The sequence below is a fragment of the Mesorhizobium sp. ArgA1 genome (assembly GCF_053714375.1).
Genome location: NZ_JBSKBQ010000019.1, coordinates 1 through 24,994, shown reverse-complemented (window position 1 = coordinate 24,994; position 24,994 = coordinate 1). Strand labels below are relative to the sequence as shown.

Genomic DNA, 24,994 nt, shown 5'->3' with positions numbered 1-24,994 from the left:
ACCTCGCGTCACTTCGACCGATGCGCGTTCACGATCTCGACGATTTGTAGACGTTGACCCCGAGTTCGCGAATCTTCTTGCGCAGCGTGTTACGGTTCAAACCCAGCAATTCGGCCGCCTTGATCTGGTTGCCGCGCGTTGCCGTCATGGAAGCGAGGACCAACGGATATTCAACCTCGGACAGGATGCGCTCATAGAGGCCGGCCGGCGGCAGTTCGCCGGCGAAAGAGGCAAAATAGCGCTGCAGGAAGTGCTCCACCGCCTGGCCGATGGACAGATCGTCCGGGATCAGGTTGCCGCCGCCGGGAACGACCGGCCTTTCGCCTGTCTTCAGTTCGGCTTCGATGATCTCGGCAGATATTTCGTCCTGAGAGTAGAGCGCGGCAAGCCGGCGTACCAGGTTTTCCAGTTCGCGCACATTGCCCGGCCAAGGATAGCGCTTCATCAATTCGATGCCGCCGGTCGAAATGCGCTTGGTCTGCAAGCCTTCGCTGGCGCCGACCTTGAAGAAATGCCGCACCAGATCGGGAATGTCTTCCGACCTCTCACGCAAGCCCGGCAGCCGCAGCGGTACGACGTTCAGGCGATAGAACAGATCCTCGCGGAAAAGCCCCTGGTTGATCAGTGTGCGCAGATCCTTGTTGGTGGCGGCGACGATGCGCACGTCGGTCTTGATCGGCGTGCGCCCACCAACCGTGGTGTATTCACCCTGCTGCAGCACGCGCAGCAGCCGCGTCTGCGCCTCCATCGGCATGTCGCCGATCTCGTCCAGGAACAGCGTGCCGCCTTCCGCCTGCTCGAAACGGCCGGTCGACCGGTTCTGCGCCCCGGTGAACGCGCCCTTCTCGTGGCCGAACAGTTCCGATTCGATGAGGTCGCGCGGGATCGCCGCCATGTTGATGGCCACGAACGGACCGCCGCGGCGCCGGCCGTACTCGTGCAACGCGCGCGCCACCAGTTCCTTGCCGGTGCCGGATTCGCCCGAGATCATCACCGTCAAATCGGTCTGCATCATGCGCGCCAGCATGCGATAGATGTCCTGCATGGCCGCCGAGCGGCCAACCAGCGGCATCGCGTCAGGCTGTTCTTCCGGCCGGGCGTCGATCTTCGGCCGCCGCGGCTCGGACAGCGCCCGGTTGACGATGCTGAGCAGTTCGGTCAGGTCGAACGGCTTCGGAAGATACTCGTAAGCGCCTGTTTCTGAAGCACGAATCGCGGTCATAAAGGTGTTTTGGGCGCTCATCACAATGACCGGCAGCTCAGGCCGCGCCTTCTTGATGCGCGGCAGCATGTCGAACGCATTTTCGTCCGGCATCACCACGTCGGTGATGACCAGATCGCCCTCGCCCGCCGCCACCCAGCGCCACAGCGTCGAAGCGTTGGAGGTCACGCGTACCTCATGGCCGACGCGCGACAGCGCCTGGTTGAGCACGGTGCGGATGGCCGCATCGTCGTCGGCGACGAGAATATTGCCGCGAACCGTCATTTGCGGTCTCCTTCGCCTTCATCATCGGCAGTGTCGATCGGTGTTTCTTTCCAGGCCGGCATCAGGATGCGGAACGTGGTGCCGCGCGGCGTCGAATCGCATTCGATGATGCCGCCGTGCTCGCCGACGATTTTCGCCACCAGCGCCAGGCCGAGCCCCGAGCCGTTCGGCTTGGTGGTTATGAACGGGTCGAACAGGATCGGCAGGATGTCTTCCGAAACGCCGGACCCATTGTCGCGCACGCAGAACTCCAGCGGCAGCGATACGCGGTCTTGCGTCCCCGGCACGGAAACTCGAATGCCCGGTCTGAACGCGGTCGACAGCACGATCTCGCCTTGCGGGTCGCCGCCGATCGCCTCGGCGGCGTTCTTGACCAGGTTGAGAAACACCTGGATCAGCTGGTCGCGATTGGCGAAAACCGGAGGCAATGATGGATCATAGTCCTCCAATATCCTGATTCTTTTGGCAAAACCGTTCTTGGCGATCGCCTTTACGTGATCCAGAACGACATGGATATTCACGGGGTATCGGTCGATCGGGCGCTCGTCGGAAAACACCTCCATGCGGTCGACCAGCGAGACAATGCGATCGGTCTCATCCGTGATAAGCCGGGTCAGAGCGCGATCTTCGTCGGACGCCGACAGTTCGAGCAGCTGTGCCGCGCCGCGTATGCCCGACAGAGGGTTCTTGATCTCGTGCGCCAGCATGGCGGCAAGGCCGGTGACTGAACGGGCAGCACCCCGATGCGTCATCTGCCGGTCGATCTTGTCGGCCATCGAGCGTTCCTGGAACATTACCACGACCGAGCCCGGGAATTCCGGCACCGGCGCGACATAGAGATCGACGACCTTCTCGATGCCGAGCCGCGGCGACGACACGTCGACACGGTACTCGTTGACCGGCGCTCGGCGCTCGCGCACCTGGTCGACCAGCTGTAACAGCGGGCTGCCGAACGGGATAAGCTTGGATAGCGTGTTGCGCGCCAGCATGGTCGCGCTCGAGCGGAAGAAATCCTCCGCATCGGCATTGGCGTAGGTGATGAACCCATCGGGATCGACCATGATCACCGGACGGCGGATGGTGTTGAGCACGATATGGGCGGCATCCGCCATCTCGGTGCCCGGAGCGGCAGGCGCGTTCATGCGGCACTCCGCAGGGGCGCGGCTTCGCCGGAAAACACCTCATGCAACACAGCGATGACGCGGGCGGGCTCGAACGAGGTGAGGACGACTTTGCGCCGGTCGTCAGTGACGCCGGCGGCATGGCGGTCGATATACCAGCCGAGATGCTTGCGGGCCTGACGCAGGCCGCTTTCAACGCCGTAAAGCGTCAGCATGTCCTCGTAATGGGTAGCAATGTAGTCGGCCATGGCTTCCGGGCTGTCCGGCACGCCGGAGGGCGCCCCGCCCGCAGCCGTCGCCGCGATACGGCCGGCCGTCCACGGCGCGCCGTAATGCGCGCGGCCGATCATCACCGCATCGGCGCCCGACTGTTCGAGGATTTCGGCAGCTTCCGCCGGCGAGCCGACATCGCCATTGGCAACGACCGGGATCGAGACGGCGTCCTTGATTCGGGCGATCGCGCCCCAGTCGGCCTTGCCTTGATAGAACTGGCACCGCGTTCGGCCATGCACCGTCACCATTTTGACACCGGCCTCTTCAGCACGGCGCGCCAGAGCGGGCGCGTTCAGCGCATTGTCGTCCCAGCCGAGCCGCATCTTCACCGTGACCGGTACCTGGACCGCGCCGACCACCGCTTCGATCAACGACAGTGCGTGGTCTAGATCGCGCATCAGCGCCGAACCGGCATAGCCGCCGGTCACCTTCTTGGCCGGGCAGCCCATATTGATGTCGATGATGTCGGCGCCCTCACCGGCAGCGATGCGCGCGCCCTCGGCCATGTGCACGGCCTCGCGGCCGGCAAGCTGGACCATGTGGACAGGCAGCCCGGAATGACGGATGCGCAGGTCGCAGCCGGCCCTGCCCTTGGCAAGCTCGCCGCTCGCCACCATCTCCGATACGACCAGGCCTGCGCCATGCGCGTAAGCGCGCTGCCGGAACGGCTCGTCGGTTATCCCAGACATCGGCGCGAGGAAGACGCGATTGCGGATCCTTACACCGCCGACATCGAGCGGCGAGGCCAATTTTGTCACTTCAGGCATGCACAAAAACCAAGCATATCGGATCGCTGCACATTCTCTAGACATAAGAAAGGCATTGTGCAACGCGCAATGACGTCACATTGAGGCGTATTTGGGAAATTGCTGGCCTTAGCCATGAGCCGCGACTAAGCCTCTCGCCATGACACAAGCAAGCGAAAAACTGGCCGGGCCGGCGACCGACAAGGTCGGCGTGGTCATCGTCGCCGCCGGCCGCGGCGCGCGCGCCGGACAGGCCGACGGACCGAAACAATATCAGCGCATCGGCGGCCGTGCCGTCATTGCGCGCACGCTGGAGACATTCCTGGCGCACCCTGAGATTGGGCCAGTCGTCGTCGCCATCCATGCCGATGACCGCGCGCTTTTCGACAAGGCAGCCGGCGCCAATGCCGAGCGGGTCACCACCGTGATTGGCGGCGAGTCGCGCCAAGCTTCGGTTCGGCTGGGACTGCTTGAACTGAGAGGCCAGGCGCCGGGCCGTGTCCTCGTGCACGATGCGGTGCGGCCATTTGTCGACGCGGCCCTGATCGGCCGCACCATCGCGGCCATTGGCGAGCGCCAGGGCGCGCTGCCGGCGCTGCCCGTCGCCGATACGCTGAAGCGCGAATCGGTCACCGGCATGATCAAGGAGACGGTGCCGAGGGCCGGCCTTCATGCTGCACAGACGCCGCAAGGCTTTCCGTTCTGGCCGTTGCTCGCGGCACACGAAAAGGCCCATCATCTTGGCAAATCGGATTTCACCGACGATGCCGCGATCGCCGAATGGGCGCATATTCCGGTCAAAATCGTCCAGGGGTCGCCGGACAATGTCAAACTCACCTGGGCAAGGGATATTGCGATGGCCGATCAGCGGCTTACCGGCGAACGCTTTCCCGACATCCGCACCGGCAATGGCTATGACGTGCATGCCTTCGAGCCTGGCGACCATGTCACCTTGTGCGGCGTTGCCATTCCCCACGGCAAAAAGCTCTCCGGACATTCGGATGCCGATGTCGGCCTGCATGCGCTTACCGACGCGCTGCTTGCCACCTGCGGCGCCGGCGACATCGGCACGCATTTCCCGCCTTCCGATCCGCAATGGAAGGGCGCGGCTTCAAAACTTTTCGTCGAACATGCAGCAAAGCTGGTGCGCGAACGCGGCGGGCGCATCGCCAATGCCGACATCACGCTGATCTGCGAGGCGCCGCGCGTCGGCCCGCATCGCGAGGCCATGACAATGGCCTTGTCGGCGATGCTAGGAATTTCCGCCGATCGCATCTCGATCAAGGCGACCACCAACGAAAAACTCGGCTTTGTCGGCCGCGAGGAAGGCATTGCCGCCATCGCCACCGCCAGCGTCGTCTTTCCCGGTGACGTCCCGGCATGAGTAACAGCGACCTCGCTAACGCCCTCCTCCAGGCCTGCCAGCAGCGCGGCATCATGCTGGCGACGGCCGAGAGCTGCACCGGCGGCATGATCATTGCTGCCCTCACCGACATTGCCGGCTCGTCCGCCGTCGTCGATCGCGGCCTCATCACCTATTCCAACGAAGCCAAGATGGAGATGCTTGGCGTCTCGGCCGCCACGCTTCAAGCGCATGGCGCCGTCTCGCGCGAAACGGTTCTGGAGATGGCTGCCGGCGCACTGGCCCGCTCGCGCGCCGGCTTGGCGCTTGCCGTCACCGGCATTGCCGGCCCCGGCGGCGGCTCGTCGGACAAGCCGGTCGGCCTGGTCTGGTTCGGGGTGGCGCTCAAGGGCGGGCCGGTGGCCGCCGAGCTCAATCTGTTTGCCGACAATGGCCGCGACTTCATTCGCAGCGAGACGGTCAGGCATGCGCTGGAGATCGGCCTGCGGGCGCTGGGCGACACTCACGAAATGGGCGTCGTTCCATAGATGACGTCGGCGCGCTTTTCGAAGGCTTCCGAAAACATGCGGAAGGCGCGGTCGAACATGGTCCCCATCAGCGCGCCGAGGATGCGGCTCTTGAACTCGTAGTCGATGAAGAAGCGCACACTGCAGCCGCCACCGTCGGCCGGCTCGAAGCGCCAGATATTGGAGAGATATTTGAATGGCCCATCGATGTATTTGACGTCGATGGTGTTCTCGTCCGGCTTCAACAGCACCTGCGTCGTAAAGGTCTCGCGGATCGCCTTGTAGCCGATGCTCATATCGGCGACGAGAATGGTGCGGCCGTCACGCTCCTTGCGCGAGCGCACCGTCAGCGCTTCGCAGAGTGGCAGGAACTGCGGATAGGTCTCGATATCGGCGACCAGCGCAAACATCTGCTCCGGCGTGTGGGAAACGCGGCGGGTGGCTTCGAATTTCGGCATTAATGCATGTCGCTCAAAAGTGGCCCCGGTTTTGAGAAAACGACTTGCATCACAGATTTAAAGCAGGGCGTTGGCAGCTTTTTTGAGCTGCGCTTCGCGCGCCGCCCGCAGCCTGGCGAAATCGTCGCCGGCATGATGCGAGGAGCGCGTCAGCGGGCTCGACGCCACCAGCAGGAAACCCTTGGTCTTGCCGATCGTCGCGAAGGAGTTGAACTCTTCCGGCGTGACGAAGCGGATCACCGGATGGTGCTTCTTTGACGGCTGCAGATACTGGCCGATGGTCATGAAGTCGACATTGGCCGAACGCAGATCGTCCATCAGCTGCAGGATCTCGTTTCGCTCTTCGCCGAGGCCTACCATGATGCCGGACTTGGTAAAGATCGACGGATCGAGTTCCTTCACCCGCTGCAACAGCCGGATCGAGTGGAAATAGCGCGCGCCCGGTCGCACCGTCAGATAGTTCGACGGCACGGTTTCGAGATTGTGGTTGAACACATCGGGCTTCGCCGCCACGACGATCTCCAGCGCGCCTTCCTTGCGCAGGAAATCGGGCGTCAGGATTTCGATTGTGGTCAAAGGCGTCGCCGCCCGAATCGCGCGGATGACCTCGGCGAAATGCTGCGCGCCGCCATCGGCAAGATCGTCGCGGTCGACAGAGGTGATGACCACGTGGCTCAGCCCCATCTGCTTGACGGCGTGCGCGACGCGCGCCGGCTCATCGGCATCGAGCGCGGTCGGGACGCCGGTGGCGACATTGCAGAAGGCGCAGGCGCGCGTGCAGATCTCGCCCATGATCATGAAGGTGGCGTGCTTCTTTTCCCAGCATTCGCCGATATTGGGGCAGCCGGCCTCTTCGCACACCGTCACCAGCTTGTGCGACTTCACGATCTCGCGCGTTTCGGCATAACCCTTGGACACCGGCGCCTTGACGCGGATCCAGTCGGGCTTGCGCAGCACCTCCTGGTCGGGCTTGTGCGCCTTTTCGGGGTGCCGCAGGCGCGGCGCCTTGGCGATCGTGTCGAGGACAGTGACCATCTCAAACCTGACTTGTTGGCGTCTGCCCGTCGGCATTCGCCTTTAAAACGTCACTTAAGACTTTTCGAGGCAAAGAAAAAGGCCGCGGCGGCGCATGCCGCCACAGCCTTTTTCGCATAGCGTGCTCTACCGGCGAATGAGCCGCCCTGCAAAGATCAGCAGGCAGGCGCCGATGAAGCCGGTGATCAGGTAAGCGAGCCAGCCGACGCCGAAGGGCTCGATGTTGAGAGCCCTGAGGATGGCGTTGAGCACCACCGCGCCGACAATGCCCATAATGATGTTCATCAAGATGCCGGTGTTGCTCTTCATGACCATCTCGGCCAGCCACCCGGCCAAGCCGCCGATGATGATGGCTGCAATCCAGCCCACGCCATTCACGTCCATATGCCAACTCCTCCTTGATCAGGTGAAAATGCATCCGGATACGAACTGCCTTGCCGTAAGGTTCCTCCGGCGCATGCGTCTGAGTCTCGCGGCAGCAATTTATCATGCGTTGAGCGCGCGCCCATAGGCGTCGAGCACGCTTTCCTTCATCATCTCCGACAGCGTCGGATGCGGGAAGATGGTGTGCATCAGCTCTTCCTCGGTGGTTTCGAGGTTCATCGCCACGACAAAGCCCTGAATCAGCTCGGTCACTTCGGCGCCGACCATGTGGGCACCGAGCAGCTGCCCGGTCTTCTTGTCGAAGATGGTCTTGATGAAACCCTGGTCCTCGCCGAGCGCGATCGCTTTACCGTTGGCGCCGAACTGGAAGCGGCCGACGCGTATGTCCTTGCCTTCAGCCTTGGCCTTGGCTTCGGTCAAGCCGACGGAGGCGACCTGCGGGTTGCAGTATGTGCAGCCCGGAATCTTCAGCTTGTCTGTTGCATGCACGCCAGGGAAATTAGCGATCTTCTCGACGCAGACCACCCCTTCATGCTCGGCCTTGTGCGCCAGCATCGGCGGTCCGGCGACATCGCCGATGGCGTAGATGCCAGGCACGTTGGTCTTGCCGTAGCCATCGACGACGACGCAGCCGCGGTCGGTCTTCACGCCGAGCGTCTCGAGGCCGAGGTTTTCGATATTGCCCTGCACGCCGACGGCCGAGATCATGCGGTCGGCGGTGATCTTCTCGACCTTGCCGTCCTTCATCTCGACATGCGCGGTGATCGAGTTTGCACCCTTCTCGACCTTGGTCACCTTGGCCTCGAGGATGATCTTCATCCCTTGCTTCTCGAACTGTTTCTGCGCGAATTTCGAGACCTCGGCATCCTCGACCGGCATCACCGCCGGCAACAGTTCGACCACCGTCACCTCGGCACCCATGGTGCGGTAGAAGGAGGCGAACTCGATGCCGATGGCGCCGGAGCCCATCACCAGCAGCGACTTCGGCATTTCCTTCGGCACCATCGCCTCGAAATAGGTCCAGATGAGCTTGCCGTCCGGCTCGATGCCGGGCAGCGCGCGGGGCCGTGCGCCGGTCGCCAGAATGATGTGCTTGGCGGCGTAGGTGCCCTCGCCCTTGACGCCTTTCGGCACCGGCGGCTGCGGCTCCATCGGCTTCTTGGCGGTCTTGGAAACGACGATCTCGCCCAATTTTTCACCTGAAGGAGCCTTGGACAGCTTGGCCTCGCCCCAGATGACGTCGACCTTGTTCTTCTTCATCAGGAAAGCGACACCGCCATTGAGCCTGAGCGACACCTTGCGCGAGCGGTCGACCACGGCGGCCGTATCGGCGCTGACCTTGCCGCCTTCGAGCTTGAGGCCGTAGTCCTTGAGATGATCCGAATAATGCATGATCTCGGCCGAGCGCAGCAGCGCCTTGGTCGGGATGCAGCCCCAGTTGAGGCAGATGCCGCCGAGATGCTCGCGCTCGATGATCGCCGTCTTGAAGCCGAGCTGCGCGGAGCGCACCGCCGTGACATAGCCGCCAGGGCCGGAGCCGATGATGATGACGTCGTAGGATTCTGCCACGGGGTTTCTCCCTGATTGTTCAGAGCATGATGCCGAAATGTGTGAAGCGGTTTTCGGACGACGTCATGCTCACTTCTATGATCTAGAGTTCCAGCATCACGCGCACCAATGGCGCCAATGCCTCACCTATGTTGCGTGTGTTTTCCGCATCGAGATGAACACCGTCGAGCGGCGTGGTCTCAGCCACGGTTCCGGCGTCGAAAAAGCCGCAGCCGACCTCGTCGGCAAGGATCGAATATTGCGGCGCCAGCCGCTTCGAAGCTTCGTCGCCGCCGGCAAACATTTCCTTGAATTCGGCATTGTCGGTGCGGCTGACCGCGGGCGGTGCCACGATCAGGATCTGCGGCGCGGGCCAGTCGAACGGATAGTCGTGGCCGCGCACGATGTCGATCAAGCGTTGCATGCCCTGCTTGGCGGCGACCGGGTTGCCGTGGATCCACGGCTTCATGTCGTTGGCGCCGAGCATGATGACGATCAGGTCGATCGGTGCATGCGTCGTCAGGATCGTCGGCAGCAGTCTTGCACCGTTGCGGTCCGCGCCTGCCAGATGGTCGTCGAAGGCGGTGGTGCGGCCATTCAAGCCCTCGGCAATGACTTCGATATCATCGTCGTCCAGCGCCACCTTGAGCACACTCGACCAGCGGTCTTCCAGAGCATGCCGGCCAAGGCTTGCGGCGTCGTAGCCCCAGGTCAGGGAGTCGCCATAGCAGAGAATTGTCTTCACGCCCTTGCCTCGCCTCTGCCAAAACCCGGCTGCCCGCGTCTAACCCGCCACCGTACGAACAGCCAATGCACCACAATCGTACCCAGGCTCGGCAGAACCAACCCTGCGATGATTGGCAGGTTCCCTCCCCAATCGCGTCCCTCGGGCGGTTGGGAAAAAGTCCAGCCGATCAAGCCGAAACCAATCAGAACGAACAAGGCGAATGTCCCGATCCCAACCCAATTGATGGCCTTGAGCGAATTGGGAAAAAACTGTGCAATGAAAAACAATATCGTCACGACAGTGGTGACCAGCCCGCTCGCGAAGAACACGAGAATGTATTCCTCGTGCGCGCCTGTGTTTACTGCCAATCCTACCGCACCGATGGCGCCGGCAAGCAAGGACAGGAAGAAGGCCATGAAGGAGGTGAAGACTATCCGCACCGCCCTTTTCCTACCCTAAACCAGCATGCCCATCGGGTTTTCGATCATGCGCTTGAAGGCGACCAGAAGTTCGGCGCCAAGCGCACCGTCGACGGCGCGGTGATCGGTCGACAGCGTCACCGACATGACGTTGGCGATCTTGATCTCGCCATTCTTGACCACCGGGCGCTGCTCGCCGGCACCCACCGCGAGGATTGTCGCATGCGGCGGGTTGATGACGGCGGCAAAGTCCTTGATGCCGAACATGCCGAGATTGGACACCGCCGTGGTGCCGCCCTGATACTCCTCCGGCTTCAGCTTGCGGCTGCGGGCGCGGCTGGCGAGATCCTTCATCTCGTTGGAAATTGTGGACAGCGTCTTTTCGTCGGCGTGGCGGATGATCGGCGTGATCAGGCCGCCGGGGATCGACACGGCAACGCCGACATCGGCATGCTTGTGCTTGACCATGGCGCTGTCGGTCCACGACGCATTGGCATCCGGCACCGCCATCAGCGCCATCGCCATCGCCTTGATCACCATATCATTGACCGACAGCTTGTAGATGGGAGCCTCACCCTTGTCGGTCTTCTTCGTCGGAGCGGCGGCATTCAACTGCGTGCGCAGGGCGAGCAGCGCATCGAGCTCGCAATCGAGCGTCAGGTAGAAGTGCGGGATGGTCGACTTGGCCTCGACCAGGCGGCGCGCGATGGTCTTGCGCATATTGTCGTGCGGAACGAGTTCGTAGGAGCCTTCGGCGAACAGCTTCAGCACCTGCTCGTCCGACATCGCCTTGGGCGCGGCAACCGGAGCAGCGGGCGCGCCGGCAGCAGGAGGTGCCTTTGCGGCCGGGGCCGCCTTGGCGCCGCCGCCGGCAATCGCCGCTTCGACATCGGCCTTGACGACTCGGCCATGCGGCCCAGTGCCCGTCACGGCAGAGACGTCGACGCCTGCGTCTTTGGCAATGCGACGTGCCAGCGGTGATGCGAAGGTACGCTCGCCCCCGGCGTGGCCGTTAGCAACTGGCGCGGCCTCGGCCTTCGTCGGCGCGGGCGCCGCGGCAGCGGCTTGCGCCTTTGGTGCTTCAGCTTTCGGAGCTTCGGCTTTCGGAACCTCGGCCTTGGGCGCGGCATCGCCGCCACCCTTTGCCGCGGCCCCTGCATCCTCACCTTCGCCGGCGAGGATCGCGATCAGCGCATTGACCTTGACCCCTTCGGTGCCTGCGGGAACGACGAGCTTGGCTACCGTACCCTCATCGACCGCCTCGACCTCCATCGTCGCCTTGTCGGTCTCGATCTCAGCGATCACGTCACCCGGCGAAACCTTGTCGCCCTCTTTCACGAGCCATTTGGAAAGATTGCCCTCTTCCATCGTGGGCGAGAGCGCCGGCATGGTGATGTTGATTGGCATGATGTCCTCCCGGCCGGCTTAGCGATAGGTGACGGCTTTGACCGCCTCGATGACCTCGCCGACATTGGGCAGGGCCAGCTTCTCGAGGTTCGCCGCGTAAGGCATCGGCACGTCCTTGCCGGCAATGGTGATCACCGGCGCGTCGAGGAAGTCGAAGGCGCGCTGCGATACCTGGTTGGCGATGTGGTCGCCGACCGAGCTCTGCGGGAAGCCTTCCTCCACCACGATCAGGCGGTTGGTCTTCTTCACCGAAGCGATGATTGTGTCGAGGTCGAGCGGACGGATGGACCTGAGATCGATGATCTCGGCATCGATGCCCATGCCACGCAACTCGGCTTCCGCCTTGATGGCATAGGTCATGCCGATGCCGAAGGAGACGATGGTGACATCCTTGCCCTGCTTGTGGATGCGCGCCTTGCCGATCGGCAGCACGAAATCGTCGAGCTTCGGCACGTCGAAGGACTGGCCGTAGAGGATTTCGTTTTCGAGGAAGATGACCGGGTTCGGGTCGCGGATCGCCGCCTTGAGCAGGCCTTTGGCGTCGGCCGCCGTATACGGCATCACCACCTTCAGGCCGGGGATGTGGCTGTACCAGGCGGCGTAGCACTGCGAATGCTGGGCGCCGACGCGGGCGGCAGCCCCGTTCGGTCCGCGGAACACGATCGGCGCGCCCATCTGGCCGCCCGACATGTAAAGCGTCTTGGCCGCCGAGTTGATGATCTGGTCGATCGCCTGCATGGCGAAGTTGAAGGTCATGAACTCGACGATCGGCTTCAGGCCGGCCATCGCCGCACCAACGCCGACGCCGGCAAAGCCATGCTCGGTGATCGGCGTGTCGACGACGCGGCGCGGGCCGAATTCCTGCAGCAACCCTTGCGTGATCTTGTAGGCGCCCTGGTACTCGGCAACCTCCTCGCCCATGACGAAGACGTCGCCGTCGCGACGCATCTCTTCGGCCATGGCGTCACGCAGCGCCTCGCGCACCGTGGTCGAGACCATCTCGGTGCCGGCCGGGATGTCGGGATCGGCGGCGACTTCCGTCTTCGGTGCGGCAGCGACGGGCGCGGCAGCCTCGCTCTTGGCAGCAGCCGGCGCAGGCGCGGCTGCATCAGCCTTGGGAGGCTCTTCGCCGATGCCTTCGCCAGCCTTGTCGACGTCTTCGCCGTCGACCGCAAGCACGGCGATCACCGCGTTGACCTTGACGCCTTCGGTACCGGCAGGCACCACGATCTTGGCAAGCGTGCCTTCATCCACCGCTTCGACTTCCATCGTCGCCTTGTCGGTCTCGATCTCGGCGATCACGTCGCCGGCGACGACCTTGTCGCCTTCGTTCTTCAACCACTTGGAAAGATTGCCCTCTTCCATCGTCGGCGAGAGAGCGGGCATGAGAATTTCGATCGGCATGTCCTTGCCCTCCCGTTACAATACGATGTCGGTCCAGAGCTCGGACGGATCCGGCTCGGCGTCGTGCTGGGCGAATTCAGCGGCGTCGGCGACGATGTCGCGGACTTCCTTGTCGATATTTTTGAGCTCGTCCTCGCTGGCCCACTTCTTGGCCGTCAGCCGTGCCTTGACCTGCTCGATCGGGTCATGGTCGGACCGCATCTTCTGCACTTCTTCCTTCGAGCGGTATTTCGCGGGGTCCGACATCGAATGACCGCGATAGCGATAGGTCTGCATTTCCAGAATGATCGGCCCGTTGCCGGCACGGCACCATTCAGTCGCCTGATCGCCTGCAGATTTGACCGCACGCACATCCATGCCGTCGACCTGGATGCCGGGAATCTTGAACGAGGCGCCGCGATGCGAAAAATTGGTTTCGGCCGACGAGCGCGACACCGAAGTGCCCATGGCGTAGCGGTTGTTCTCGATGATGTAGATCACCGGCAGCTTCCACAGCGAGGCCATGTTGAAGCTTTCATAGACCTGGCCCTGGTTGGCAGCACCATCGCCGAAATAGGTCAGCGACACATTGTTGTTGTCGCGGTAGCGGTTGGCGAAGGCCAGCCCCGTGCCGAGAGACACCTGCGCGCCGACAATGCCGTGGCCACCATAAAAATGCTTCTCCTTGGAAAACATGTGCATGGAGCCGCCCTTGCCCTTCGACAGGCCGCCGCGGCGGCCGGTCAGTTCGGCCATGACGCCGCGCGGCGACAGCTCCATCGCCAGCATGTGGCCGTGGTCGCGATAGGCGGTGATCATCTGGTCGCCGTCGATCAGCGCCATCTTCATGCCGGTGACGACCGCTTCCTGGCCGATATAGAGGTGACAGAAGCCGCCGATGAAGCCCATGCCGTAGAGCTGGCCGGCCTTTTCCTCAAAGCGGCGGATGAGCAACATGTGCCGGTAGGCGGCAAGCTCCTCGTCCTTGGTGAAGTCGGCCGGTTTGGGGGCGGAAAGTCCCGACGATTTGGCGGATGTCGATTTAACGGATTTGGCAGGCGCTTTTTTGGCGGCGGTGGCCATGCATCACTCCCTGTTGGCGTCTCTTTGCGGACACTAAAGCAGATCAAGCCTGCTCTGGGGAGATCAGCTCCTCCCCACCGATTTGGAGGAGGCTAACATGCGAGACCGCGTTTCGCCATGCAGAAAAATGCATGGCTGGCATGCGTCTAAACGGTTAGAATCATTAGAGATAACAACGATTAACTGGAATTCAGTTATTTCGATTGGCCGGCAGCATGATGGTGATTTCATCGGCCTGGGACAGATTGAGCGCCCGGCGCGCCTGCTCGTCAAGCATATCCTTCTCAAGCGTGCCTTCATGCATCAGTTGCACGCGCCGCTCCAGATCGACCCGGCGCGCCTTGATGGCATCGTATTTCGCCTGCAATTCGACGGTCTGTGCTTCGAGCTGGTATTTGGAGTAGATGCCGAACTCGCCATGATAGGCGTGGAATCCGAAATAGGCCAGGAACGCCACGCAAAGCGACGGGATGATCAGCCGGCCGGTGTTTCTCTGCTTGTGCTGGCGTGTCCACATGGTCGCAATCCTTTGACCGCCTTTTGTCGCCCGATTGTGCTTAATGGAGGGTTACGGACCATGGGATTTTGCGAGCGGAGATGACCAACTCGGCAAGTTGCATCCCAGCTTGTCGATTTTCTTCTCCATCCCTTTGCGGTCGCAGCTTGCAATGCGCGAAAAGCGGTTGACGTTCTCTCCCAGTAATATATGCATACGCTATGCAATTATTAGACGCCAACAAACTCGGCGCGCTCGGCGCCATAATTCGCGACAGGACGGAAGGGTCCTTGAGAGAGCTTTCACCGAGCGCGGCGGCAGTGCTGTCGATGCTGCACTTCAAACCGGGGTTGACGACGACGGAGCTAGCCGAGGTCGTCGGCGTCAGTCAACCGACTGCCGTGCGTTTGATCGACGGACTGGAGCGGCAGGCGCTAATAGTGCGTGGCAAACCGGAGGGTCGCGTCACTCCGCTGACGCTGACGGAGACTGGCCACGTACAGGTAAAGGAAATGCAAGCTCTCCGGCTCGTGGCGCTCGACGGATTGCTGTCTGTGCTGCAACCGGATGAGCGGCGGCACTTTGTGTCCATGCTGGACGAGATTCTTGCCGACGCGACTACTTCCCGTGCTTTCGCGAAAACAACGTGTCGGCTCTGCGAGCATGATCTTTGCGGAGCTGAGATTTGTCCGATCGGCTGCCGCGCGGCTGAGATCGAGATAAAGGAGAGCGAGCGATGATCATTTCTTATGCGGGGCATTCGCCTGCGATCGATACCGATGCCTGGGCCGCCCCAGATGCCACAGTATCCGGCGATGTCGTCATCGGCGCTGGCAGCCGGGTTATGCATGGCGCACGCCTTGTGGCCGAGGCTGGCGGATCGATCCGCATTGGCCGCAACTGTATCGTGTTGGAAAATGCGGTGATCCGGGCCACAGCAAGTCACCCTTGTACTATCGGGAATTATTGCGTTGTAGGTCCCAACAGCCACGTGGTTGGTGCAGAAGTCGGCGATGAAGTTTTTATCGCCACAGGTGCGGCGGTTTTCCATGGTGCGCACATAGGGCGCGGATCGGAAGTCCGCATCAATGGCACCGTTCACCTGCGCACCCGCCTCGAACCTGGTACGATCGTACCGATCGGCTGGATTGCCGTTGGCGACCCGGCTCAACTCCTGCCTCCCGACCAGCATGAGGCGATCTGGTCTCACCAGAAACCGCTCGATTTCCCAAGCTTCGTCTACGGTGTCGACCGAAACTTGCCGGATGCAATGCAGAAAATCACTGCAAATCTCTCGGTGGCGCTAGGCGTGCATCGCACGGGAAGCGCTTGAGCGCTTTCCGCCGCAGCAGAAAGCGTTCCAGTTCAAGCTCGCTAGTGCATGGCGCCCAGGGGCCCGACCGAGGACGCGCAGATCAGCCCTTCACCACCGACGTGCCGGCGTAGCGCGCCTGCTGGCCGAGCTCTTCCTCGATGCGGATCAGCTGGTTGTACTTGGCCATGCGGTCGGAGCGCGACAGCGAACCGGTCTTGATCTGCCCGCAATTGGTGGCGACGGCGAGATCGGCGATGGTCGAATCCTCGGTTTCGCCCGAACGGTGCGACATGACGGCAGTGTAGCCGGCCTTGTGCGCGGTCTCGACGGCGTCGAGCGTCTCGGTCAGCGACCCGATCTGGTTGACCTTGACCAGGATCGAGTTGGCGACGCCCATGCGAATGCCGTCGCGCAGCCGCGCCGTGTTGGTGACGAACAGATCGTCGCCGACCAGCTGCGTCTTCTTGCCGATCAAATCGGTCAGGTACTTCCAGCCTTCCCAGTCGTCCTCGGCCAGACCGTCCTCGATCGAGATGATCGGATAGTCGGCGGCGAGCTTGGCCAGGTATTTGGCCTGCGCCTTGGGATCGCGGGTCTTCTTCTCGCCTTCATAGACATAGTTGCCGTCCTTGAAGAATTCGGTCGCCGCGCAATCGAGGCCGAGCGCGATCTCTTCGCCCGGCTTGAAGCCGGCCTTCTCGATCGATTCCATGATGAAGTCGAGCGCCACCGGCGCGCTCTTCAGGTTCGGGGCAAAGCCACCTTCGTCGCCGACATTGGTGTTGTGGCCGGCGTCCTTGAGCTTCTTCCTCAGCGTGTGGAAGATTTCCGAACCCCAGCGCACGCCTTCACGCAGCGTCGGCGCGCCGACCGGCAGGATCATGAATTCCTGGAAGTCGATCGGGTTGTCGGCATGCGCGCCGCCATTGATGATGTTCATCATCGGCACTGGCAGCAAATGGGCCTTGGTGCCGCCGACATAGCGGTAGAGGGGCAGGCTGGCGGCTTCCGCGGCCGCCTTGGCCACCGCCAGCGAGACGCCGAGGATGGCGTTGGCGCCGAGGCGGCTCTTGTTCGGCGTGCCGTCGAGCTCGATCATGGTCTGGTCGATGTGGATCTGGTTCTCGGCCTCCATGCCGCCGATTGCCTCGAACAGCTCGCCATTGACGGCCTCGACTGCCTTGAGCACGCCCTTTCCGAGATAGCGGGCGCCGCCGTCGCGAAGCTCGACGGCTTCGTGGGCGCCGGTCGAGGCGCCCGACGGCACCGCGGCGCGGCCCATCGAGCCGTCTTCGAGAACAACATCGACCTCGACGGTCGGATTTCCGCGGCTGTCCAGAATTTCACGCCCGATAATGTCGATGATGGCGGTCATTGCGATGTCCCCGATTGATCGATTAAGCGTCGCGCCCCTCTTAGCCAAAGCGCCGCAAAAGGCAATCGGGGCGCTTGCAAATAGTGCCGCGTCAGGGATTCACGAAGCGCAATTTTCTGTCATCATAATTCATGCATGGCGTGGCCGTTTCTGGTTTATGGTTGCAACTGCGCGGGGCGAAACAGGAGGAGTTTCGCCATGTCCGAGTTAAGCGGTATCGTGAGTTTGTTCCTGATCGCGGCGGCGTTCCTGACGTCATGCGACACCCAGCAGTCGCCAAAGGCGGCAACTGAGTTGTCGACGCTTTACGCCGGCCAATAGGAACCGTCCCATCGGATTGAAAAGGCCCCCTCGGGGGCCTTTTCACGTCAGGCGTCAGCGCGCCGGATCAATGCCAATAGGGCGTGACCTTGTAGTAGTCATAGGAAGCGTCACGTGCGGCCTCGCCGTCGGCGCCGGCCAGTTCATTGATCGAATAGGCTGGAGCCGCTTTCAGCTGGTCCTTGGAGAACGGCACGACATAGCCGCCTCTGTTCTCATCGTAGTCGAGGCTCGCCCATGGAATGGCGTGATACTTCTCGCCGATGCCGAGAAAGCCGCCAAAGCCGATAACCGCGAACATGATGCCGTTCGACGTCTTGTCGAGCATGATGTCCTCGATGCTGCCGATGTTCCTGCCTTCAGTGTTGTACACCGACGTGCCGATGACGCGCGAAGCGGCAATGGCTTCGGTGTGGCCTGTCTGGGTGGTCATGTCCGATGCTCCTCACTGTCGTTGATGGTACTTTGACAATGAGGGGCGCGGGCGAAAGTTCCCGATTTTTTTCAGCGGCAGGCGCTCAATCCGCGAGGATGAAAGTCACCTTCATGTTGACGCGATAGGCCGCGATCTTGCCGTCCTCGACGACGATCTTCTGGTCCTGGATCCAGGCGCCTTCGACGTTCTTCAGGGTCTTTGAGGCGCGCGCAATTCCCTTCTCGATGGCGTCCTGAAAGCTCTTTTTCGACGACGACGTGATTTCGGTGACGCGGGCGACAGACATGGCTTCCTCCTGCCAAGACGCTCATTTGCAAGGTGGAGCCTACAGCCGGCCTTTGCCGACTACAAGCTAGCCGTCACCGTGGCCGGTCAGCCAGCGTTCTTGGCGATGCGGTCGAACGCCATCAGCTTTTCGAGCAGAGCCGGCATGTCCCTCAGCGGCAGCATGTTCGGACCGTCTGACGAGGTCGAATTGTCCGGATCCTGGTGGGTCTCGATGAAGACACCAGCGACGCCGACGGCGACGGCAGCACGAGCAAGCGTTTCGACAAAGCGGCGCTCGCCGCCGGAAGAACCGCCCTGCCCGCCCGGCTGCTGCACCGAATGGGTGGCGTCGAAAATCACCGGCGCGCCGATCTCGGCCATCACGGGCAGTGCCCGCATGTCCGACACCAGCGTGTTGTAGCCGAAGGAAGCGCCGCGCTCGGTGGTGAGCACATTGGCGTTGCCGGACCCGGTGATCTTGGCGACGACGTTCTTCATGTCCCAGGGCGCCAGGAACTGCCCCTTCTTGACGTTGATCACCTTGCCGGTCTTGGCGGCGGCGACCAGCATATCGGTCTGACGCGACAGGAAGGCTGGAATTTGCAGCACATCGACATGCTGCGCGACGATCGCGCACTGCTCCTCGGTGTGGACGTCGGTCAGAATGGGGAGCGAAAATTCCTTGCGCAACTCGTCGAAGACCGGAAGTGCCGCATCCATCCCGGCGCCGCGCGTCGCCGACAGCGAGGTGCGGTTGGCCTTGTCGTAGCTGGTCTTGTAGACGAGGCCGATGCCGAGCTTGCCGGTCAATTCCTTCAGCGCGCCGGCCATGTCGAAGGCGTGCTGGCGCGATTCGAACTGGCACGGACCGGCAATCAGTGCCAGGGCTGCGTTGTTGTCGAAGACCACGTTGCCGACGGTTACCGCCGAATTCGGAGCCATGGGCTTGCTCATTGAATCTCCCGGAAGATGAATGCCGCGCCCTGCCCGGATGCCGGCTGCACGACAATTTCGTTGCCCGCTATATCGTATTGGATGGCGTTGGCTGCAAGCAGCCTTGCGGTAGCATCGGCATTGCGGACTGAGAACACTACCGCAGCGAAGTGCAGATCGCTCGGCTCACCAGCCGCAAGCCTGAAGCGCGCGGTAAAGGCTTGGGGGTCAAGCACGGTCAAGGTCGCATTCGGCAGGTCGAACGTTGCGCCCTGCTCCAAACCCGTCGCCACGGAAATCAGCTTGCCCTGTTCGGACGGCGCATCGCTGACCGCGACGATTTCGGCAATGCCGGTCACGCCATTGGCATGGGCTTGCAACGCGCTGCGGTCGATGTCAGGCGCATTGATCCGCTCGCAGGCAAACAGAAAAGCGTCCGTCGACCCGACGCCGGAAGCGAATGCCAGCTTGAACGACGCCATGTCGCTCTTTCCGGCGGTGTCGGTGAACGCGCGCGAAAAACTCAATACCTCGCCCGCCGACAGGCCGGCTTTGACAAAGCGCGCGTGATCCGCGTCGGCATTGCCGGTGCCCACCACCACGGCGGAAAAGCCCTCATCGCCCAGATTGGCGCGATAAAGGCGATCGCGCGCGACAAACACATTGCCATCGGCAATCGCCAGCGCGGCAGCTTGGTGGTCTCCCACGGCGAGTGGTTCGAGATAGGTGCCGTCGGCGAAGAAGACGCAGCAATTTTCGGTGCCGAAGGGGTGAATGCCGGTTGGAGCGACGATGAAGCCAAGCGATGTCAGCCGCGCCCGCGCCACATCGAGGCGCGCGGTCGGCAGCACCAGGTGGTCGAGCGGATGGATTGTGCTGGTCATGCCGGCGCGGTGTGCATCATTCCGGAAATCCATTCAAGCATTTCCGCCGATGGCGCCTTGATCGGGGCGTCGTCCGCTCATGAGGGAGCATGTCATGCCAGGACGGTTTCCTGCGATTTCCCTAATCGGGAACCAACTTGATGCCACGGCATCCCCCGCGCGGGAGATGCCAAGGGTCTCGCTTTGGGCGAAATGGCTCTGAAGTGCGATTCGGTTTTCGAATGGCAAGCGTTGCCCCCGTTTGAACTTCTGGATTGAGCGATAGATGACGGGCAGCACGTTCAGGATCTTGCGGATCACGCCGCATTTTTATCGCCCCGGCATCTGGCCGGCGGCATTCGACCCGGTCGGCGGGCTGCAGAACCAGACCTGGATCATCGCGCAAGGCATGGACAGTGCGGGCGTCTCCCAGACTGTGCTCACCACCTATATTCCGGGCAGCCCACGGCAAGTGCAGCTGTCGCCCAGGATGCGCGTCAAATGTGCCGGATGGTGGCTGCCATTGGCGACGAGCCGTTCAAGGCCGGCTTCGGTTGCTCGCGCACCTCGATGTACGAATTCCGCCTGTGAAGTACTGCCAAGTTTCTTACCGGCCTGATCAGGCCATCGCCACGACATCGGCCGAATAGCGCAATTCGCGCAAGGGTTTGACCCGACTGGTCGCCTCGGCATAGAGCGGGTGCGCCTTGTAGGCGGCCAAGGCCGCATCGTCCTCGAACTCGGCATAGACGACCACGTCGATCGCGTCTGATAGCGGATCGACCTTGGTGTTGAGCGTGACCTCGAAGAGGCTTGAATGCGGAATCTTGCCCAGCGTGAGCAAACCCGTGCGCACGGCCTCGACATCGTCCTTGCGCCGCGCGCTGAAGAAAACGATATGCCGGATCACGCCTGCCTCCAAATTCGATTTGCCGGCATGTTTTGTGTGAGCGAAACGGTCGCGTCAACCGCCACGATGTCGCGCCCGGCAACGCCGGAAGGCGACTTTGCACAGGCGCAAAAACCTAGCCCCCGCCAGTGACGTAGCGCACGACGCGCGACATCTCCCTGACCGTGCTGTCGAGATAACGGCCATTGTTGTAGAGGCCATCCCAGATCAGGAAAAAGGCGATGGCCATGATGATGACGACATAACGCATGACTGAAGCTAGCGCATGCGGGTGTTCGTAACCATAGAGATTTCGCCGACGGCCGATACTCGCCCGAATTCTGGCCTCGGGCCGGTTTGCCTTTGGGTCCCGCCGCGCACACAGCCTGCCTCTTGAAGTTCTGGTCGATGCGGTGGAAGATTGTGGCGAAAATTCACGCAGGTAGCGGCGTTCGCGCCTGCGAATGAAATGTGGAGGATGTGGAGGCCGGCAGATCTTTGCGCCGTCCCCGCGGAAGTCCAGGGGGACGCGAGATGGCTGCTAGGGAAAACAAGGGCATCGGCGACGCCATCAGGCTGGACGAGCTCAACTTCGCCGAGATCGTCAAGGGCTTGCCGGCCAAGGCGCGCATGGTGCTGTCGGCGGCGATGAAACTGCCGCGCGGCTCGCTCAAGGTAAGAATGCCGGATGGCCGCGCTGTTCTTGTCGGTGGCAATGCGCCCGGCCCCGATGCCGAACTGGTGCTGAAGAACTGGCGCTTGCCAGGCCGCGCCTTTTCCGGCGGCACCATCGGCGTTGCCGAATCCTACATGGACGGCGACTGGGAAAGCCCTGACGTAACCAGCTTCCTCGAACTGTTCGTCGTCAACTCGGCCATCGGCGAACGCGTCGCCGGCGGTGCCAACTGGCTCATCAACACCGTCCAGCGGATCCGCCACTGGTTCAACGAAAACACCCGAACCGGCTCGAAGCGCAACATTTCGGCGCATTACGATCTCGGCAATGCCTTCTACAAGCAATGGCTCGATCCCTCGATGACCTATTCGTCGGCGCTCTATGCCACGGGCGCCAACGACCTGGAAAGCGCGCAGGCCGCCAAATACCGCGCCCTGGCCAAGGACACCGGCATCCGCAAGAAGGACCATGTGCTGGAGATCGGCTGCGGCTGGGGCGGCTTTGCCGAATTTGCCGCGCGCGAGATCGGCTGCCGCGTCACCGGCCTGACCATCAGCCGCGAACAGCACGACTTCGCCAAGGAGCGCATCCAGAAGGCCGGACTGTCTGACAAGGTCGACATCAAGCTCCAGGATTACCGAGACGAAACAGGCACTTACGACCGCATTGCGTCGATCGAGATGTTCGAGGCGGTCGGCGAGAAATACTGGCCGGTGTTCTTCGGCAAGATGAAGGCGTGCCTGAGGCCCGGCGGCACCGCCGGCCTGCAGATCATCACCATCAACGAGGCCGCCTACGACACCTATCGCGCGCGGCCGGATTTCATCCAGCGCTACGTCTTCCCGGGCGGGATGCTGCCGACGCCGTCGATCCTTAAGTCGCTGGGCAGCGACCATGGCCTTGCCCATCTGCGCGAGCGCGTCTTTCCGGACGACTATGCCCGCACGCTTGCCGAATGGCGCAACCGCTTCTGGCAGTCGTGGGAAAAGATCGTCCCGCTCGGCTTCGACGACCGCTTCAAGAAGCTCTGGGAGTTTTACCTCCACTATTGCGAAGCCGGCTTCCGCGCCAGCTACATCGACGTGCGCCAGGTGGTCTACAAGGCGTAGAGGCTGTTGAGCGGGTGTTGGCCCGCTTCTTTCTCAAAGCAGGATGCGATACTTCGCAAACCCGGCTTCACCCTCGCCAAGGGGCTCGATCTTGAGGGACTTCACCCCCGCGATAAAATCCTTCGCCCTGGGTCCGGTTTCGAACACGACGCTGGTTCCGGACAGCGGCGTGAACGACCAATTGTCGTCGGCCGACGGATTGATCGTGCCCTCGCTGACGACGTAGCGCACGATCACGTCGCGGTTGGTGTCCGGTGCCTCGTAGATGATCTTCGAGGCGTTGATGTCAGGAAAATTACCACCGCCGCCGGCACGGTAATTGTTGGTGGCTACGACGAATCTCGCTGAGGTATCAATAGGCTTGCCGTCGAAGCTGAGGTCGACGATGCGGCTGGAGCCGGCATTGGCGACGCCACCCTTGGCATCGTATTTCGGCGGCTGCGACAGGTCTATCCTGTAGCTGACACCGTCGATCACATCGAAATTGTAGGACGGGAATTCGGTGTCAATCAGCGCCTGGTCGGCCTTGCCAGGTTCGATTTTCTTGAAGATGCCGGCTGACATTTCAAGCCATTCCTTAACCTGCGCCCCGGTGATTTCGACGGCCCGAACGGTGTTGGGATAGAGATAGAGGTCGGCGACGTTCTTGATGGCGATGTCGCCAACCGGCACGTCGGTGTAATAGTCGGCGCCATTGCGCCCGCCGGCCTTGAAGGGTGCTGCCGCCGACAGGAGCGGCACGTCCTTCCACCGCGTGCTCTTCAATATGTCCTTGAGGTACCAACTCTGCGCCTGGTTGACGATCTGCACCGACGGATCGTCTGCCACCAGCGCAAAATAGGAATAGAGCGGCGCCGACGTTTTGCCGACCGGACGGCGAACATAGGCAAGTGTCGCCTCATGGTCGGCCTTCAACGCATCGACGATGCGCTGGTCGTCGGCAACAGTCGGCTTGTTCGCCTTGTCGACGCGCTCGTAAATCGGCCGTGCTTCCGAGGTCGCCGAGACCACGCGCCATTTCGATCCGTCGCGTTCCAGAAGCAGGTCGATCAGGCCCATATGCGATCCCCAGAAGCCGCCCATCACCGCCGGCTTGCCTTGCAGCGTGCCCTTTTCGGTGTCGACGCCGTCGAGCGCCTGAAAATCCTTCTTGCCGGGGAAGACCAGATGCTGGTGGCCGGTGAACACTGCATCGATTCCTTCGACGCCGGCAACGAAGAACGAGGCGTTCTCCATTCCGTCGCCCTGCTTGGTATCGATGCCGGAATGCGAGAGCGCAATGACGATGTCGGCGCCCTCTTCCTTGATCTGCGGCACCCAGGCCTTGGCCGCCTCGACGATGTCGCGCGTCCGGACATTGCCTTCCAGATTCTTCAGGTCCCAGACCATGATCTGCGGCGGCACGAAGCCGATGACACCGATCTTGATCGGCTGTTCGGCGCCCGACCCGTCCTTGATCTTCTTGTCGAGGATGACATAGGGCCTGAGATAGAGCTTGTCGTCGCGCGGGTTGGTGGCGAGTTCGGTGCCACGGATCAGATTGGCGCACACGAACGGGAAATTGGCACCGGCCAGCACCTTGTCGAGGAACGACAGGCCGTAATTGAACTCGTGATTGCCGAGCGTCGAGCATTCATAGCCGAGCAGATTCATGCCCTTCATGATCGGATGCAGGTCGCCGTCCTTGAGGCCCTTCTCGTAGGCGATGTAGTCGCCCATCGGATTTCCCTGCAGCAGATCACCATTGTCGATCAGCATCGCGTTGGTGGCTTCCTTGCGCACCGCCGCGATCAACGAAGCCGTCCGCGACAGGCCCATCGTGTCGTTCGCTTTGTCGGCGTAGTAATCGTAAGGCAGCACATTCACATGGATGTCTGTCGTCTCCATGATCCTCAGATGCGCCTGATTGGCCTCAGCGCGGGCGGAGAACGGATGCAGCATGACCAGCGCCCCGCTAGCGGCCGCACCGGCAAGAAAACCGCGACGAGAGACGGGGTGGGTGAGATGCGACATTGGTTTCCTTCCCAGTGACGTGACGATATCCCAGCCCCGGCGGGAGCTTCGCGCCGAAAACTGGCCGTGTCCATCAGGAAGTCGGTCGATCAGCAAAAGGTGACGACCTGGATGAATTGCTTTGGCCGGAGGCAAGGCGTCAGAGGCCGTTTCGAAATTCGTTCCGGCGAGTCATATGGTGGTGTTTTCGAGAACCGTAGCGGAGCGGACATAAGTCCGTGAGCAACGGAAGCGCAGAAAACGCCTCCAGATGGCCGCTGGAGTAGAATTTCCAAACGGGCTCTCAGCTCGACTTTGTACGTTTTGGTCATGTCCAGGTCCAGAAGAGGCTGTTGGTTGCGATGAGGTTGAGCGCCTGATCG

Annotated in this window: 28 protein-coding genes; 6 read left to right on the top strand and 22 right to left on the bottom strand. The window is 61.9% G+C overall.

Features of this window, described 5'->3' with window-relative positions; genetic code table 11:
* Positions 1 to 28: 28 nt before the first annotated feature.
* Genes ntrC through dusB form a run of 3 tightly spaced genes read right to left on the bottom strand, consistent with a single transcriptional unit; the run spans position 29 to position 3,647 of the window.
* Positions 29 to 1,486, bottom strand: a complete 1,458-nt coding sequence (gene ntrC, locus ACWGTI_RS27375) for a nitrogen regulation protein NR(I) (protein ID WP_454575161.1) — start codon at positions 1,484 to 1,486, stop codon at positions 29 to 31.
* The gene (locus ACWGTI_RS27370) at positions 1,483 to 2,628 is read right to left on the bottom strand and encodes a two-component system sensor histidine kinase NtrB (RefSeq protein WP_454590005.1); all 1,146 of its coding nucleotides are present in this window, start codon (positions 2,626 to 2,628) and stop codon (positions 1,483 to 1,485) included. The genes ntrC and ACWGTI_RS27370 overlap by 4 nt, the downstream gene beginning before the upstream one ends.
* Entirely contained in the window at positions 2,625 to 3,647 is a 1,023-nt protein-coding gene (gene dusB / locus ACWGTI_RS27365; protein ID WP_454590004.1) for a tRNA dihydrouridine synthase DusB, read from the bottom strand. Before dusB ends, ACWGTI_RS27370 begins: the two co-directional genes overlap by 4 nt.
* A gap of 139 nt (positions 3,648 to 3,786) precedes the next feature.
* Between dusB and ACWGTI_RS27360 the strand changes: the two genes are divergently transcribed.
* Together ACWGTI_RS27360 and ACWGTI_RS27355 are read left to right on the top strand one after the other, a co-directional pair.
* Positions 3,787 to 5,010 (top strand): bifunctional 2-C-methyl-D-erythritol 4-phosphate cytidylyltransferase/2-C-methyl-D-erythritol 2,4-cyclodiphosphate synthase, encoded by a 1,224-nt coding sequence (locus ACWGTI_RS27360; protein ID WP_454590003.1) that lies wholly within the window; start codon positions 3,787 to 3,789, stop codon positions 5,008 to 5,010.
* Positions 5,007 to 5,516 (top strand): CinA family protein, encoded by a 510-nt coding sequence (locus tag ACWGTI_RS27355; protein ID WP_454590002.1) that lies wholly within the window; start codon positions 5,007 to 5,009, stop codon positions 5,514 to 5,516. The genes ACWGTI_RS27360 and ACWGTI_RS27355 overlap by 4 nt, the downstream gene beginning before the upstream one ends.
* On the opposite strand, the gene ACWGTI_RS27350 is transcribed toward ACWGTI_RS27355, so the two are convergent.
* The 10 genes from ACWGTI_RS27350 to ACWGTI_RS27305 all read right to left on the bottom strand — a co-directional run bounded on the left by ACWGTI_RS27350 (position 5,492) and on the right by ACWGTI_RS27305 (position 14,456).
* Entirely contained in the window at positions 5,492 to 5,953 is a 462-nt protein-coding gene (locus ACWGTI_RS27350) for a type II toxin-antitoxin system RatA family toxin (RefSeq protein WP_454575166.1), read from the bottom strand. The two genes, ACWGTI_RS27355 and ACWGTI_RS27350, sit on opposite strands and share 25 nt — an antisense overlap.
* A 57-nt stretch (positions 5,954 to 6,010) precedes the next feature.
* Entirely contained in the window at positions 6,011 to 6,988 is a 978-nt protein-coding gene (gene lipA / locus ACWGTI_RS27345) for a lipoyl synthase (protein ID WP_454590001.1), read from the bottom strand.
* 126 nt (positions 6,989 to 7,114) lie between these two features.
* Positions 7,115 to 7,372 (bottom strand): GlsB/YeaQ/YmgE family stress response membrane protein, encoded by a 258-nt coding sequence (locus ACWGTI_RS27340; RefSeq protein WP_181056890.1) that lies wholly within the window; start codon positions 7,370 to 7,372, stop codon positions 7,115 to 7,117.
* Positions 7,373 to 7,474: 102 nt separating this feature from the next.
* The gene (gene lpdA, locus ACWGTI_RS27335) at positions 7,475 to 8,941 is read right to left on the bottom strand and encodes a dihydrolipoyl dehydrogenase (RefSeq protein WP_454590000.1); all 1,467 of its coding nucleotides are present in this window, start codon (positions 8,939 to 8,941) and stop codon (positions 7,475 to 7,477) included.
* 82 nt (positions 8,942 to 9,023) lie between these two features.
* The gene (locus tag ACWGTI_RS27330) at positions 9,024 to 9,665 is read right to left on the bottom strand and encodes an SGNH/GDSL hydrolase family protein (RefSeq protein ID WP_454589999.1); all 642 of its coding nucleotides are present in this window, start codon (positions 9,663 to 9,665) and stop codon (positions 9,024 to 9,026) included.
* On the bottom strand, positions 9,662 to 10,087 hold the full coding sequence (locus tag ACWGTI_RS27325; RefSeq protein WP_454589998.1) for a hypothetical protein: 426 nt from the start codon (positions 10,085 to 10,087) through the stop codon (positions 9,662 to 9,664). The genes ACWGTI_RS27330 and ACWGTI_RS27325 overlap by 4 nt, the downstream gene beginning before the upstream one ends.
* Positions 10,088 to 10,102: 15 nt before the next feature.
* Entirely contained in the window at positions 10,103 to 11,473 is a 1,371-nt protein-coding gene (locus tag ACWGTI_RS27320; protein ID WP_454589997.1) for a pyruvate dehydrogenase complex dihydrolipoamide acetyltransferase, read from the bottom strand.
* A gap of 18 nt (positions 11,474 to 11,491) precedes the next feature.
* Positions 11,492 to 12,877, bottom strand: coding sequence for a pyruvate dehydrogenase complex E1 component subunit beta (locus tag ACWGTI_RS27315; protein ID WP_454589996.1), 1,386 nt, complete (start codon positions 12,875 to 12,877; stop codon positions 11,492 to 11,494).
* Positions 12,878 to 12,892: 15 nt separating this feature from the next.
* On the bottom strand, positions 12,893 to 13,939 hold the full coding sequence (gene pdhA / locus ACWGTI_RS27310) for a pyruvate dehydrogenase (acetyl-transferring) E1 component subunit alpha (RefSeq protein ID WP_454589995.1): 1,047 nt from the start codon (positions 13,937 to 13,939) through the stop codon (positions 12,893 to 12,895).
* A 190-nt stretch (positions 13,940 to 14,129) separates the two neighbouring features.
* Positions 14,130 to 14,456: an FtsB family cell division protein gene (locus tag ACWGTI_RS27305; protein ID WP_454589994.1), complete on the bottom strand. Its 327-nt coding sequence runs from the start codon at positions 14,454 to 14,456 to the stop codon at positions 14,130 to 14,132.
* Between the two features lie 200 nt (positions 14,457 to 14,656).
* On the opposite strand from ACWGTI_RS27305, the gene ACWGTI_RS27300 reads away from it, so the two are divergent.
* Complete coding sequence (locus ACWGTI_RS27300) at positions 14,657 to 15,175, top strand: MarR family winged helix-turn-helix transcriptional regulator (RefSeq protein WP_454589993.1); 519 nt, start codon at positions 14,657 to 14,659, stop codon at positions 15,173 to 15,175.
* On the top strand, positions 15,172 to 15,768 hold the full coding sequence (locus ACWGTI_RS27295) for a gamma carbonic anhydrase family protein (RefSeq protein ID WP_454589992.1): 597 nt from the start codon (positions 15,172 to 15,174) through the stop codon (positions 15,766 to 15,768). The genes ACWGTI_RS27300 and ACWGTI_RS27295 overlap by 4 nt, the downstream gene beginning before the upstream one ends.
* Positions 15,769 to 15,850: 82 nt before the next feature.
* Here ACWGTI_RS27295 and eno read toward each other — a convergent pair whose 3' ends face one another.
* Positions 15,851 to 17,125 (bottom strand): phosphopyruvate hydratase, encoded by a 1,275-nt coding sequence (gene eno / locus ACWGTI_RS27290; protein ID WP_454589991.1) that lies wholly within the window; start codon positions 17,123 to 17,125, stop codon positions 15,851 to 15,853.
* A gap of 198 nt (positions 17,126 to 17,323) precedes the next feature.
* Between eno and ACWGTI_RS27285 the strand changes: the two genes are divergently transcribed.
* Complete coding sequence (locus ACWGTI_RS27285) at positions 17,324 to 17,446, top strand: hypothetical protein (RefSeq protein WP_454575175.1); 123 nt, start codon at positions 17,324 to 17,326, stop codon at positions 17,444 to 17,446.
* Between the two features lie 67 nt (positions 17,447 to 17,513).
* Here ACWGTI_RS27285 and ACWGTI_RS27280 read toward each other — a convergent pair whose 3' ends face one another.
* The 7 genes from ACWGTI_RS27280 to ACWGTI_RS27250 all read right to left on the bottom strand — a co-directional run bounded on the left by ACWGTI_RS27280 (position 17,514) and on the right by ACWGTI_RS27250 (position 21,105).
* Positions 17,514 to 17,879, bottom strand: coding sequence for a PRC-barrel domain-containing protein (locus tag ACWGTI_RS27280; protein ID WP_454575176.1), 366 nt, complete (start codon positions 17,877 to 17,879; stop codon positions 17,514 to 17,516).
* 85 nt (positions 17,880 to 17,964) lie between these two features.
* Positions 17,965 to 18,168: a dodecin family protein gene (locus ACWGTI_RS27275; protein WP_454575177.1), complete on the bottom strand. Its 204-nt coding sequence runs from the start codon at positions 18,166 to 18,168 to the stop codon at positions 17,965 to 17,967.
* Positions 18,169 to 18,254: 86 nt separating this feature from the next.
* A complete protein-coding gene (kdsA, locus tag ACWGTI_RS27270) occupies positions 18,255 to 19,103 on the bottom strand; it encodes a 3-deoxy-8-phosphooctulonate synthase (protein WP_454589990.1) in 849 nt (282 codons plus the stop codon).
* Entirely contained in the window at positions 19,100 to 19,999 is a 900-nt protein-coding gene (locus tag ACWGTI_RS27265; protein ID WP_454589989.1) for a VOC family protein, read from the bottom strand. The genes kdsA and ACWGTI_RS27265 overlap by 4 nt, the downstream gene beginning before the upstream one ends.
* A complete protein-coding gene (locus ACWGTI_RS27260) occupies positions 20,000 to 20,266 on the bottom strand; it encodes a hypothetical protein (RefSeq protein WP_454589988.1) in 267 nt (88 codons plus the stop codon).
* Between the two features lie 298 nt (positions 20,267 to 20,564).
* Positions 20,565 to 20,855, bottom strand: coding sequence for a Dabb family protein (locus ACWGTI_RS27255; RefSeq protein ID WP_454589987.1), 291 nt, complete (start codon positions 20,853 to 20,855; stop codon positions 20,565 to 20,567).
* 115 nt (positions 20,856 to 20,970) lie between these two features.
* Complete coding sequence (locus ACWGTI_RS27250) at positions 20,971 to 21,105, bottom strand: hypothetical protein (protein WP_454589986.1); 135 nt, start codon at positions 21,103 to 21,105, stop codon at positions 20,971 to 20,973.
* Between the two features lie 263 nt (positions 21,106 to 21,368).
* On the opposite strand from ACWGTI_RS27250, the gene ACWGTI_RS27245 reads away from it, so the two are divergent.
* Positions 21,369 to 22,619 (top strand): class I SAM-dependent methyltransferase, encoded by a 1,251-nt coding sequence (locus ACWGTI_RS27245; RefSeq protein WP_454589985.1) that lies wholly within the window; start codon positions 21,369 to 21,371, stop codon positions 22,617 to 22,619.
* Positions 22,620 to 22,652: 33 nt separating this feature from the next.
* On the opposite strand, the gene ACWGTI_RS27240 is transcribed toward ACWGTI_RS27245, so the two are convergent.
* Complete coding sequence (locus ACWGTI_RS27240; protein ID WP_454589984.1) at positions 22,653 to 24,632, bottom strand: bifunctional 2',3'-cyclic-nucleotide 2'-phosphodiesterase/3'-nucleotidase; 1,980 nt, start codon at positions 24,630 to 24,632, stop codon at positions 22,653 to 22,655.
* Positions 24,633 to 24,994: the final 362 nt, after the last annotated feature.